Genomic DNA, 12,966 nt, shown 5'->3' with positions numbered 1-12,966 from the left:
GGTCACCAGGTGTCGAGCGGAATCCGGCGTTCCCCTCGCGGTGCGTCGCGGAGCGCCGTGGTGATCCAGTGACGGGTGGCGGCCGGGTCGATCACGTCGTCGATCTCGTAGACGGTCGCCGCGGACAGCGCCTTGCCGCGCTCGTAGGAGCGCGCGACGAGCTCGTCGAACAGCGCGTCCGGGTCCTCGGCCGCCGCCAGCTCCTTGCGGTACCCCAGCCGTACGGCGCCCTCCAGGCCCATGCCGCCCAGCTCTCCGGTCGGCCAGGCCACGGTCGCCACCGGCACCTTGAGGCTGCCGCCGCCCATGGCCTGCGCGCCCAGGCCGTACGCCTTGCGAAGGATGACCATGACGAGAGGGACGCTCAGGTTCGCCCCGATCACGAACATGCGGGAGAAATGGCGTACGGTCGCGGTCTCCTCGGCGTCGGGGCCGACCATGAAGCCCGGTGTGTCGCACAGCGACACCAGGGGCAGCCCGAAGGCGTCGCAGAGCCGCATGAAACGGGCGGCCTTGTCCGCGTCGTCGGCGTCGATCGCCCCGCCGAGGTGGGCGGGGCTGTTGGCGATCAGGCCCATCGGCACGCCCTCGATCCGGACCAGCGCCGTGACGATCCCCGCGCCGAACGCCCGCCGAAGTTCGAGCACCGAGCCCGTGTCGGCGATCGTCTCGATCACCGTGCGTACGTCGTAGACCCGTTTGCGGTCCTCGGGGACGAGGTCGCGCAGAAGATCCTGGTCGGCGCTCTCCCAGTCCTCAATCGAGCCCTGGAAATAGGCGAGGTACCGCTTGGCCACGCGTACGGCCTCGGCCTCCCCGGCGACGGGGACGTCCACGACGCCGTTCGGCACCTGGACCGACATCGGCCCGACCTCCTCCGGCGCGAAGACCCCGAGGCCACCACCCTCGATCATCGCCGGGCCGCCCATGCCGATGTTGGAGTCCTCGGTGGCGATGACGACGTCGCAGCAGCCGAGAAGAGCGGCGTTGCCGGCGAAGCAGCGTCCCGAGGCGATGCCGACGAGGGGCACCTGTCCGCTGAGCCGCGCGAACAGGTGGAACGCCATCGTGTCCAGGCCGGAGACCGAGGTCGTGTCGGTGTCGCCGGGACGTCCGCCGCCGCCCTCGGCGAACAGGACGACGGGCAGCCGCCGGCGTTCGGCGAGCTCGAGCATCCGGTCCTTCTTGTAGTGGTTCATGGCGCCCTGGGTGCCGGCCAGGACGGTGTAGTCGTAGGCCATGACGACGGCGGGGCGGCCGTTCACGTCCCCGACCCCGGCGACCATGCCGTCGGCGGGGGTCCGCTCGATCAGGTCCTCCATCGACCGCCGTGCGCGCTGGGCAGCGATGGTCAGCGCGCCGTACTCGGTGAACGTCTCGCACAGGTCGGCGATGTTCTCCCGCGCCGTACGGTGCCCGGTGTCGCGCCGGCGTCGTACGGCGTCCGGGCGCGCGGCGTCCAGGCCGATCTCGTGGCGGCGCAGCACCTCGGCCAGGTCGGCACGCTCCCCCGGCGCGGCGTCCGCCGGGGCGGCGGCGGGGGCGACGTCGCCCTCCTCGAGGGACAGCAGGACCTCGTCCTCGCCGACGACCTCGCCCGCGGCGGTCGCGACCTCACCCACGACCCCGGCGACCGGCGCCACGACCACGTACTCCATCTTCATCGATTCCAGTACGAGCAGTGGCGTTCCGGCCGGAACGGACTGGCCCGTCGCCACGTCGATACTGACGACGATGCCTTGTACGGGTGCCGTCACAGGGGTGGTGTCCATGCGCTGCAACCTCTCTCTGATGTCAGGCACACGTACTACCATCAACGGGGCACAACCCCGCCGCCCCGTGCCCCGAACGACCAAGAAGGGACCGCATGATCGACCAGGTCCCCGGCTACCGCATCCTGGAGCGGGCGGGCGAAGGCGGATTCAGCGTCGTCTACCGCGCCCACCAGCAACGTCTCGACCGCGTCGTCGCGTTGAAGGTGCTGTCCGTCGACGCGGTGGACGGCGACACGATGCGCAGGTTCGAGCGCGAGTGTCAGATCACCGGCCGGCTCACCGCCCACCCCAACGTCGTCACGGTCCTCGACACCGGGATTACCAGCGCGGGCCGGCCCTACATCTCGATGGACTACTTCGAGCGCGGATCGCTGCGCGACCGGCTGTCCCGCGAGGGCCCGCTGCCGGTGCCGGACGTGCTGCGGATCGGGGTGAAGATCGCGGGCGCGCTCGCGGCCACGCACGAGGCCGAGGTGCTGCACCGCGACGTCAAACCGCAGAACATCCTGGTCTCCCGGTACGGCGAGCCGGCGCTGGCCGACTTCGGCGTCGCGCGGCTCGTCGACTCCTCCGAGGCCACCCACACCAACGCGTTCACGCCACATCACGCCGCACCCGAGATCGTCAACGGTGAGGCGCCGGGCGTGGCATCCGACATCTACGCGCTGGCCTCGTCGATGTACCAGCTCCTGGCGGGCACTCCGGCGTTCCGTGCGCGTTCGGGCAGCGGGATCGGCCCGCTGATGATGCGCATCCTCAAGGAGCCACCGCCGCCGATCCAGCGGCCTGACCTGCCGCCCCAGGTCTTCGACGTCATCACGAAGGCGATGGCCAAGGCCCCGGGCGACCGTTATCCGAGCGCGATCGCGTTCGCCACCCGCCTGCAGCACCTCCAGATGGAGCTCCGGCTGCCGGTGACCGAGCTCGCCGGCAGTGACTCCATGCCCGGCCCTCCGGTGCCGCCGTCCCCGGAGGTCGACCACTCAGGCTTCACCGGTCCCGGCTTCGACCGGCTGGTCGAGTCGTTCGACCCTCGTCTGCCGGCCGGGCATCCTGACGCCGCGGCGATGCCGGCGCCCCCGCAGGGCTTTCCGCCGCTACCACCGGACACACGTCCCACGGCGCCGCGCCCGGTGTCGCAGACGACGGCTCCTCCGGCGGCACGGCGGCCCGGCACCGGGCCGCGTGAGCGAACGCCGGGCAGGCCGCCCGAGACCGTCGAGCCCGACCCGCGGCCCGCCGCGCCGCCGACGGACGGAGGGGGCCGCCGCACCGGCCTCATCGTCGGGATGGTCGCCGTCGTCTTCCTCGGCACGACCGCCGGCGTCGGCGGCATCCTCCTTCTCGGCGGCGAGGGCGGCGGCAAGCCCACCCCGGGGCCCACCTCGGCGGCGCCGACGTCCCCCAGTGCGGCGCCCACCGCCTCCGTCCCCGCCTCGGTCATGCGCGCCGCGAGGCCGAGAAACGTGCGCGCGGTCGCTCGAGGCCCCCTGGTCAGCCTGCGGTGGACGCTGGCACCGGACAACAACAACCCGGTCTGGGTGCAGCAGAACGACGAGACGGGCCCGCAGAACCCGCAGGGGCTCCCGCCGCGCACCATGCACACGACGGTCAGCGGCCTGGACCCGGCGAAGGGCTACTGCTTCACGGTCGGCTCGTTCGTCGCCATGGGCCAGCCCGCGACGATCTCCTGGGCCAAGCCGGTCTGCATCCGGGGTGCCACGGTCCAGTAGGAGGGCCTCAGCGCTGGGCGCGCAGGCCGCGCGGATGCAGCCGGCGGCCGATCCGCCGCATCGGGCCGGCGGCGCCCGCGACGAGACTGCCGATCTGGTCGGTGTGCCGCCAGGCGACCTCGGCGGCGAACAGGTCCGGCGGTGCCCCGGCGTACTCCGCACGGTTGACCAGGTCGGCCAGGGGCCGCAGGTAGGGCTCGGTGCCACCCACCGTACGCGCGCCGAAGCCCGCGACCTCGTGTGCGGTCAGTGCGGTCGCGGTCGGCAGGCCCACCGCGTGCAGCGTCTCGACGGTCTGTTCCCAGGCTCCCGCGATCCGGTCCGCGGGCGTGGCCCCGGTCCGCCTGCGGCGCCGCCTCAGCACGGGCAGGATCAGCACGGCCACCAGGTAGACCACCGGGATGAGCCCGGCCGCCGCCAAGGCGTACACCCACCACGGCGTCGGGTGGTGCGGCGGCGTCTTGACGGCGGGCGGCTGCGGAGGCGGCGGTTTGGCACCGCTGCCGGCGCCGTTGCCCTTGTTCTTGGACGCGGCGTTCTTCTGTGCCGCCTCCAGCTTCTGCTGCGTGTCCCCCGCCGGTACGGAACCGGACTGCTGTGAGCGCCCCTCCTGCTCCGGCGTCGGGTAGAACGGCACCCAGCCGAGACCGGCGAAGTCCACCTCGGGCCAGACCAGCACGTCACCGGAGCGCACCTGGAACATGCCGTTCCCGCCGACACCGGGACGGAAGCCGACGACCACCCGGGTGGGCAGCCCCACCGAACGCGCCAGGACGGCGTACGCGGTGGCGAACTGCTCCGACGTGCCCCGTTTCGTCCGGTTGAGGAAGTAGCTCAGATCCGCATAGTTGTGGCCGGACAGGCCGGCCACGTCGTACTTGGCCGCCGTACGCAGGTAGTCGGCGAGTGCCGCCGCCTGCTGGAAGCCGGTGCTCTGGCCCCGTGTCACCTGCTCGGCGAGCTTCTGGAAGGCCGGGACCTGGGCGTTGCTCGCGGTCGTTCCCGGCGACTCCGGCAGGGCGGTGGCGGCCTGCGCCTCGGCGTCGCGTGCGGGCTCGGCCGCGGCGAGCTCGTCGGCGTCGTAGTCGCGCGCCGTCGAGACGACGGAGTACGCCTGGCCGGGGCGCAACTGCCGCGCCGAGGTGAGCACGCCGTTGACGGGGTCGACCGTGACACCCAGACCAGTGATCGTCCGGGGCCGGTCCGCGGCCGGCACCCAGACGCCCGGCAGGTTCTGGATCGTGAAGCGCTGGTCGACGCGGGAACCGGCCGCGCGCCCCTTCGCGTACTCGGCCTCCGGTATCCGGTTGCCGGCCGGGACGTACTTCGCGCCGGAGGTCCAGTTGGTGCCGTCGAACCGGTCGAGCACGGCAAGCCGCCAGTTCTCCGGCGCGGTCGTGTGCACGGTGAACATCTGCTGGTCCGGTGTCTGCAGCCATGCCGAGACGCGGTCGAGGGGGCTGATGCTGTCCCGCTGCTGCGGCGGCGGCGCCTCGACGGACGTCCTCGGGTCGTACGGCGTGCCCGCGACCGGCAGGACCGGACCCGCGTACACGGCGACCAGCGCCACGGCGGACGCCATGGCCATCCCGGCCGGCACCCGGCCCACTCGCCCGGCGCCCCGTACGACCACGAGCATGGCGGTGAGGCCGACCAGGCCCGCGGCGACCGGCAGGTTCGACCCGGGACCGCCCACGCCGAGCAGCAGCGCGACGCCGAAGACGGCCACGGCGGGAAGGGCCGGTAGCGCCTTCGTCCTGGACCGCAGTACGGCCTCGGCTCCGGCGACGCCCGCGAACCAGATCAGAACGTGCGGAAGGACGAGCAGCTCGGGCCGGCCCGGGGCGGGCGTGAGCGTGGTGAGGGTGGCCTTCCAGGAGTTCCGGAGGGATCCGCCGATGACCCCGAAGTCGCCGTGGAAGAGGGTCAGGCCGACGACGAGCGCCCAGCCGGCGACCGTCGAGACGATCGAGAGCCACAGCGGCAGGGTACGGCGCCGCGGCCAGGACACCAGTGCCGACAGGACCACCGGGGCCACGGCCGCGACAACGGCGACCGGGCCGATGTCGCCCAGCACGAAGACCCGGTGGAAGCCGAGCCCGGCGACGGCCGCGAGTGCCGCCACGCCGCTGAGCGCGAAGGCCAGCCGTACGGTGGAGACCCTCTCGCGGCGCGGGGCGGGACGCCGCTTCTCCGCGGGAGGGGCGGCCGCCGGCTGCGGGTTTTTGCCGTTCTGGTCGGTGGCTGCGGGGTCCGGGGGGACCGTCGGTGCGGCGGCGGTTCCGTTCTCCTGAGCGGGGTCGCTGCCGTTCTGGTCGGTGAGGGGTGCGTCCGCGGGGTCCGGGGGGACTGTCGGCGGGGCGGCGGTTCCGTTCCCCTGAGCGGGGTCGGGGTGTTCCGGCTGGAGGGGTTCGGGGTCCGGCCGTTCCGGCGGCGTGGTCATCGGATCGCCCCCGCCCATGCGGCGCGCAGCTCGTCCAGGTTCGCCATCTCGATCAGCGCGATCCCGGGGAGTCCCGGCCCGGGGGCCTCCGGGCGGATCCGGATGCACACGACCCGGTCGAAGCGGCGCCGCAGCGTACCCGCGCGCGAGATCTGCCCCCGCGCTCCGGTGAGGACCACCAGCGACCCGCCCGCGCGTACCCGCCGGGCGACGTCGAGCGCCTCGTGGGGTACGTCGTGCGCGGTCAGGCGTGCCAGGCGGTCCAGGATCAGCTCGATGTCGTGCGCGCCGCCGCGGGTCTCCACGAGCGGGCCGTCGCCGGTCACGACGCGTACGGGGAAGCTCCTCGCGGCGGCACCGGCCGCGACCGAGGCGGCGGCGTCGACCGCGAGCTCGAAGTCGTCCGCGTCCGGGTAGGCGTTCTCATTCGTGTCGATCACGATGGTCGTCTGCGGCAGGCTCGCGTCGACGAGCTGGCGGACCATGAGCGTGCCCGTACGCGCGCTCGACCGCCAGTGGATGTAGCGCAGGTCATCGCCGACGACGTACTCCCGCAGCGCGTGGAAGGTCACGGTGCCGGCCGGGGCGGTGTCGGTGGTCGGGCCCTCCAGGTGGTGGTTGCGGCCGGACGGCAGCAGCGGGAGCACGACGGTGCGCGGGCGTACGAGCAGCGTCTGCCGGTCGCCGTACTCGCGTACCCGTCGCGCCAGGCCGAACGGGTCCGCGCGTACGAGGCGCAGCGGGCCGACCGCGATCTCCCCGCGCCGTTCGGTGGGCAGGGAGTAGGTCACCGACTCGGTACGGTCCGGGCGCAGGCCGGGCAGCTCGACGTCGATCTCCCCCGCCCCGCACGCGTCGTGGGCGCGCATCCCGGAGCGCCGGAGCCGTCCGGTGTTGGTGACGTACAGGACGCCTCTCGCCGACTCACCGCGCGCGACCTTGAGCGGCGTGATCTCCCGCCGTACGGTGAGGCGGGGCCGTGGCAGCGTCCACAGCAGCGCGATCACCACGGACACCACGCCACCGGCCGCCAGGACGACCGGCTCGGGATATCCGAGCCAGGCGCCGGCGGCGTACAGCACCACCGATACGGCCGCGATTCCCCAGCCGAGCCGCGTCAGCACGTTCAGACCCCGGCCGCCTGAGGGACGGGGACCCGGCCGAGCGCCTCGGCGACGAGCTCGGCGGGGCCACGCCCGCGCAGCTCCGCCTCGGGCGTGAGTATGAGCCGGTGCGCGATGACGTGTGTCGCGAGGGCCTTGACGTCTTCCGGCACGACGAAGGAACGGCCGGCCGCCGCGGCGCGTACGCGCACCGCCCGCAGCAGCGCGAGGCTGGCCCGCGGGCTGGCACCCAGGCGGATGTCGGGGTGCTGACGCGTGCTCGCGACGATGTGCACGATGTAGTCGTACAACGGCGGCGCGACGTGGATGCGCCCGGCAAAGTCGATCATGTTCTTGATGTCCTCGCGGCCCGCGACCTTGGACAGCTGGTCGACCATCGGCCCGGTCGGCATGCCGGCCAGCACCGCGACCTCGGAGCCGTGGTCCGGATAGCCCATCGAGATCTTCATCAGGAACCGGTCGAGCTGCGCCTCGGGCAGCGGGTACGTGCCGTCCATGTCGACGGGGTTCTGCGTCGCGATCACCATGAACGGCCGTGGCACCGGCTGCGGCCGCCCGTCCACGGTCACCCGCCGCTCCTCCATGACCTCCAGCAGCGCCGACTGCGTCTTGGGCGAGCCACGGTTGATCTCGTCGGCGACGACGATGTTCGCGAAGATCGGGCCCGGGTGGAACTCGAACTTGCTGGTCGCCTGGTTGAAGATCGAGACACCGGTGACGTCGGAGGGCAGCAGATCGGGCGTGAACTGGATACGCGTCCACTGCGCGTCCACACTCGCCGCGACCGTACGCGCGAGCGTGGTCTTGCCCGTTCCCGGCACGTCCTCCAGGAGAAGGTGACCCTCGCTGAGCAGGCACAACATGGCCAGCTCGACGTTCTCCCGCTTGCCGCGGATGACCCGCTCGATGTTGCCGACCAACGCGCCGAACAACCGGGCGAACCGGCCCGCCAAAGCCTCCGCGTCAGGTGCCCCGTACACCTCCGCCGTCATCAACACTCCCAGATGGTCGGACCGGCCAGCTCCTGCCACGGGCTGTGCGGCGTGTCGGGCAGGTAGCCGATCATGTAGCCAGTGTGACCGCCGTGGGTCAGGTAGTCATAGAGCTTGCCGCTGAACGCCGCCTTGCCGTTGGGGTGGTCGTACTGCGCGCCCATTTTCTGGCATTTGACCTGGACTGACTGTGAGTTGGCGTTCACGATCGTCTCGACCTTGGCGCTGTCCGCATCAGCCTGCGAGTAGATGTAGCTCTCATCCACGGTGTTACCGCCGTTGTGGATGCCGTAGGTCGCCGTCGGCCCGACAAGACTTACGGTCCTGCTTGCCGTCTTGGACCCGGCGGGATTGCGGGCCGTCACCTGGATCGTGTACGTGCCGTTCTTGGAGATCTGGGAGAACGTCACCGACGTCGCGGTGCCATTGTTCGACGCCTGCTTCGGCCCGGTCACCTGCACCTCGTACGTGACCTGCGTGGCCCCGCTGTCGGGTGGCGCCTGCCAGTTGACCCTCGCACCTTGCTGCGTGGCGGTACCCGTGACGCCACCCGGCGCGTCCGGACCCGTACAGGACATGGTCTCCGGGGTGTAACCGGAATCGATCTCGGATGCGTGGTCCTGGTTCTGGTACATGGCGGCGACCGCGAAGCGGTACGAATCGCCACAGGTTCCACCGCTGACGGTGAAGGTGTAGTTGGGCCCGTTCGCGTCGATCTGTTGCGGATCCGCGGTCAGGCCCACCGGCATGAGGAGCTTGTAGCCCGTCGTCTTGCCCCCGCCGCCCGGCTGGAAGTCGACCTTGATGGTGCCGTCGGGCTGCGGCGTCGCCCGCAGGTCGGTCGGCGGGTTCGGCGGCGTGACCTTGGGCGGGTCGGGCTTGTGCGTGACGGGGGGCAGCTTGGGCGGCGCGGGCAGGCGCGGGTGGCTGCCGCCACCGCCGGGCCGTGGCTTGCCGCGGTCGCCGCCTGGGGTGCCCACCTTCGGGATGGGGTTGTTCTGGCTGCCGGGTACGTCCGGGGAGTACTTCTGGATCGGCTTGTGGCCGCCGGACCCGTCGACCACGACGGCCTTGGCGCTGTCGGGACCGTTGACCCACAGCAACCCGTCCTTGACGAACGCATCGAGCTGGCCGGGGTGCCCGGTCACCGGGACCTGCTGCTCCATGCGGTTGTTCGCGGAGTCGTAGACCAGCAGGCTGCCCGCACTCTGGTCGGGGATGTAGACGCGCTGCCCGAGTGCCTGCGGAGCGGCCAGCTTGTGGTGCGGCGGCAGCTTCAGCGCGACGCTGCTCAGGGAACCGTTGCCGGAGTTGAGCACGATCAGCTGCCCGCCGGCGAGCAGGGGGACGAGCTGGCCGTCGGTGCTGGCGGGCGCGAGCACCGTGCCCTTGGCCGCCCGTGCGACGGATGAGGGCAGGCGCACCTTCGCCTGGGTGCCTCCCGCTCCAAGGATCACGGCCTGTGCCGCGGTGAAGTCGGTGATCACGGCAGAACCGGCCGCGATGGTGAGTGCGAGGTCGTCGCCGGCCTGGCCGATGCCGATCGGCCGCGCGGCCTGCCCGGCGCGTACGGGCGCGGCCTGTCCGTCGGCGGGCACCGGGACCCAGAGGACGGAGGCGGCGTCGATGGCGGAGGCGCCCAGCGGACCGGTGAGGCTGAGCGGACCGCCGATCGTCGCGAGCGTCATCGGGTCGAGCCGCTGAACGCTGCCCTTCTGCTGGTCCAGCGCGTACGCCGAGCCGGAGCCGGAGACGACCTGCATGCCCGCGGCGGAGCGGTAGGTGGCGCCCTGGACGACGTTGAGGTGGGCCGGGTCGACCCGGCTGACCACGCCGGTGACCTCGTCGACGATGAGAACGACGCCGCCCTGCTGGATCACCTTCATCGGGTGGCCGGTCGAGCCGGACAGCGTGACCTTGCCGTCCACCTTCCCGGACAGCCCGTTGACGTGGACCAGCTCACCCTTCTTGGTCGAGCTGAGCCAGCCCCCGACATCCGCGAGGTGGTACTTCGCGCTGGCCATTCCAACCCCGAACACCACGGCGGCGGCACAGAGCACACCGACGACGGCTATCGCGATATGGCCGGTCAGCCGGTCACGACGGAAGAACCTGCGCTCCCCGTTCACCGTTATATACACCTCCGCGTCGCGCATCGGCCCGTCGATGACGCAAGGGTCACCTTAATATGTCCTAGCGACTCAAATGTCGCGAGCGCCCAATTGGTGACACACTTCTCTGACCAGCGACGCAGCGTGACCGAAAAGGGCCTCCAACACTTCTCTCTGCTTTCGCGGGGAGCGGTGCCCGTACGGCGTTCGCCCCTGCTTCGACACCGCTTTCGACGTACGACATCGAGCGTCCGGTTCCACGTCGGATGTCATATTTCCTGACTACTTCCACGGGAAGCCGAAGACGCCGACGAGGCCTGCCGCGTCCCCTTACCTGTGAGCAGGGAGGGAACGCACTCACGGTCGTGTGGAGGGCACCGTTCGGACACGGTCGTCGTTCGGGCGCGGGCGGCAGTCGGGCGCGGGCGGCAGTCGGGCGCGGGCGGCAGTCGGTCCAGTCCGCCCGGCGAACCTCCGCTGCGAGGTGCGTACGGCCGCGACATGGCACACCTCCCCTCACCTAGCACCTACCGTGTGCGGAGTCACTCGGTACGCGCGTCTGCGGAGGCGCTCGTCGGCTAGATGAGTCCACGGCCCCGGCATCGCCCCGAGGTGGTCGCACCACCGCGACTCCGAACCGGGTTCGCCCGACTGCCCGGCCTGAGCGCTTTGATCACGCGGCCATCTCGACGCCTCGACAGCCGGCACCAGCCCCCGCATATGGACACTCACCATGCCCCGCCGACGAGCTTCCCAGGCGTGAACGTGCGGTAGCCGCACTCCCCCGGTCCCCGTCGAACGGAGCCGCAAGTCGCCGCGCTGACACGGTCGGCCGCGAGTACGGTCACCGGAACGACCTCGGAGCCACAGGCTTCGGACAAGCCACGACGTTACGCCCACGATGTTCAGACGGGCGCCGAACGACCGTCACCGCGGCGCCACGACAGGCGTTACCGAGTTGGGGGTTGGGCTGAGTATCCGCTAGTGTTTGGGAGGTCGCCGGAGGGCATGAGCCCCCTGGTAGCACGCGGACGTGGCTCAGCTGGTAGAGCATCACCTTGCCAAGGTGAGGGTCGCGGGTTCGAATCCCGTCGTCCGCTCGGAGAGGTCTTGTCGAAGACCTCACTCGGTGGAGTGGCCGAGAGGCGAGGCAACGGCCTGCAAAGCCGTGTACACGGGTTCAAATCCCGTCTCCACCTCTGAAGCACTCAGCTTCATGAGGGCGATTAGCTCAGTGGGAGAGCGCTACCTTGACACGGTAGAGGTCACTGGTTCAATCCCAGTATCGCCCACCACATCTCCCCAGGTCAGACCGTGTGTCTGGTCTGGGGATTCGTCGTTTCGGTGCAGTTCGGCGCACGGTCGGGAGCAAATCGGGAGCAGACTGCTCCACGGGGCCCGGGACACAACCCATTCGTGGGTTTGTGGTCACCGGGAGCAGCTGCTCCCGGCCCAGGATCTCTCGGCTGCGTGCATGGGTTGCGGTCATGCCCGGACGCGTTCACTGGGTGAGTTTGGTCCTGTGGGGCTCGAAAACTTCGATCAAGGCTGGCGACCTGCGGCGTTACCGCACGATCATTACAGCCCGTACGGGAGGATCAGCGCTTGTGCTGGCCTCATTCCTATACAAGTCGATCATCCGGTTCGCTCAATTCGTGATTCTGGGGTTTCGCGCCGACGTCGACAAAGAGGTGGAGATCCTGGTTCTTCGCCATCAGCTTGCAGTGCTGCGCCGGCAGGTCGGCAAGGTCAGGACCGAGCCAGCCGATCGGGCCGTGCTCGCGTTGCTGTCCCGGTTACTGTCCCGCGCACGCTGGCCGACGTTCTTTGTGACACCGGCAACGCTCCTGCGCTGGCACAGAGATGCGGTCCGGCGAAAGTGGACCTACCCGCCTCGTCATGGTGGGCGACCGCCGGTAGCCGCCGAGATCCGGGCGCTGGTTCTGCAGCTGGCGACCGAGAATCCCTGCTGGGGGCATCGCCGCATCCACGGAGAACTCCTCGGACTGGGTTACAAGGTCGCCCCCAGTACCGTGTGGCTGATCTTGAAGCGAGCCGGGATCGATCCAGCACCTCGCCGGACCGGCCCGACCTGGACTCAGTTTCTCTCCGCACAGGCCAAGAGCATGCTGGCCTGTGATTTCTTCACGGTCGACACGGTGTTCCTCAAAAGGATCTACGTGTTGTTCTTCATCGAAATCGCCAGCCGCCGAGTCCACCTCGCCGGCCTCACGACCAACCCGAACGGCGCGTGGGTGATTCAACAAGCCCGGAATCTACTCATGGACCTGGACGAGCGTGCTATCCGGCTGCGGTTCCTCATCCGCGACCGGGACGCCAAGTTCACCGCCAGCTTCGATGACGTGTTCACCTCGGCCGGCATCAAAATCATCAAGACGCCGCCGCAAGCACCGCGGGCGAACGCGATCGCCGAACGCTGGGTGGGCACCGCCCGCCGCGAATGCACCGACCGAATGCTGATCTTCGGCGAACGCCACCTGCGGGCCGTGCTCACCGAATACAGCCGGCATTACAACCAGCACCGCCCCCACCGATCGCTCCGACAAATCGCACCAGAACCTCGCCCCTGCGTGGTCGACATCCAACCCGCACGCGTCACCCGCCAGAAGATCCTCGGCGGCCTGATCAACGAATACTCGCAGGTCGCGTAGCGGAATCAGAGTTTTCGAGCCCCACACCGTCCGCCGCCACCGCCAATCACCGACCCAGACCAGATCTCGGATCTGGAAATACGGCGGCACCAATGTCTGGGTGGAATCCTCCACGA

7 protein-coding genes and 3 tRNA genes are annotated in these 12,966 nt (G+C 70.4%); 5 read left to right on the top strand and 5 right to left on the bottom strand.

All coding sequences use genetic code 11. From position 1 onward, the window contains the following. Positions 1 to 2 precede the first annotated feature (2 nt). Positions 3 to 1,772: a carboxyl transferase domain-containing protein gene (locus FB559_RS32855; RefSeq protein WP_246122270.1), complete on the bottom strand. Its 1,770-nt coding sequence runs from the start codon at positions 1,770 to 1,772 to the stop codon at positions 3 to 5. Between the two features lie 95 nt (positions 1,773 to 1,867). On the opposite strand from FB559_RS32855, the gene FB559_RS32850 reads away from it, so the two are divergent. After that, positions 1,868 to 3,508 (top strand): serine/threonine-protein kinase, encoded by a 1,641-nt coding sequence (locus tag FB559_RS32850; RefSeq protein ID WP_141960826.1) that lies wholly within the window; start codon positions 1,868 to 1,870, stop codon positions 3,506 to 3,508. A 7-nt stretch (positions 3,509 to 3,515) separates the two neighbouring features. On the opposite strand, the gene FB559_RS32845 is transcribed toward FB559_RS32850, so the two are convergent. The 4 genes from FB559_RS32845 to FB559_RS32830 are packed head-to-tail and all read right to left on the bottom strand — an operon-like array spanning position 3,516 to position 10,223. Further along, positions 3,516 to 5,951, bottom strand: coding sequence for a transglutaminase TgpA family protein (locus FB559_RS32845; RefSeq protein WP_185792514.1), 2,436 nt, complete (start codon positions 5,949 to 5,951; stop codon positions 3,516 to 3,518). Beyond that, positions 5,948 to 7,075: a DUF58 domain-containing protein gene (locus FB559_RS32840; RefSeq protein WP_141960824.1), complete on the bottom strand. Its 1,128-nt coding sequence runs from the start codon at positions 7,073 to 7,075 to the stop codon at positions 5,948 to 5,950. The genes FB559_RS32845 and FB559_RS32840 overlap by 4 nt, the downstream gene beginning before the upstream one ends. Positions 7,076 to 7,077: 2 nt before the next feature. Continuing rightward, positions 7,078 to 8,067 carry an AAA family ATPase gene (locus FB559_RS32835; RefSeq protein ID WP_141960823.1) on the bottom strand — a complete coding sequence of 330 codons (990 nt, stop codon included), beginning with the start codon at positions 8,065 to 8,067 and terminating at the stop codon, positions 7,078 to 7,080. Then, a complete protein-coding gene (locus FB559_RS32830) occupies positions 8,067 to 10,223 on the bottom strand; it encodes a fibronectin type III domain-containing protein (RefSeq protein WP_141960822.1) in 2,157 nt (718 codons plus the stop codon). The genes FB559_RS32835 and FB559_RS32830 overlap by 1 nt, the downstream gene beginning before the upstream one ends. 982 nt (positions 10,224 to 11,205) lie before the next feature. On the opposite strand from FB559_RS32830, the gene FB559_RS32825 reads away from it, so the two are divergent. The 4 genes from FB559_RS32825 to FB559_RS32810 all read left to right on the top strand — a co-directional run bounded on the left by FB559_RS32825 (position 11,206) and on the right by FB559_RS32810 (position 12,850). After that, positions 11,206 to 11,278 (top strand) — tRNA-Gly (locus tag FB559_RS32825). A gap of 28 nt (positions 11,279 to 11,306) precedes the next feature. Then, positions 11,307 to 11,377 (top strand) — tRNA-Cys (locus tag FB559_RS32820). Positions 11,378 to 11,398: 21 nt separating this feature from the next. Next, a tRNA-Val gene (locus FB559_RS32815) sits at positions 11,399 to 11,473 on the top strand. Positions 11,474 to 11,785: 312 nt separating this feature from the next. Then, complete coding sequence (locus tag FB559_RS32810; RefSeq protein ID WP_141960821.1) at positions 11,786 to 12,850, top strand: integrase core domain-containing protein; 1,065 nt, start codon at positions 11,786 to 11,788, stop codon at positions 12,848 to 12,850. Positions 12,851 to 12,966 lie beyond the last annotated feature (116 nt).

Origin of the sequence: Actinoallomurus bryophytorum (assembly GCF_006716425.1) — a bacterium.
In the GTDB taxonomy this organism is placed as follows: domain Bacteria; phylum Actinomycetota; class Actinomycetes; order Streptosporangiales; family Streptosporangiaceae; genus Actinoallomurus; species Actinoallomurus bryophytorum.
Note: the sequence above shows the minus strand (reverse complement) of the source record. Positions and strands in the feature narration are given on the sequence as shown.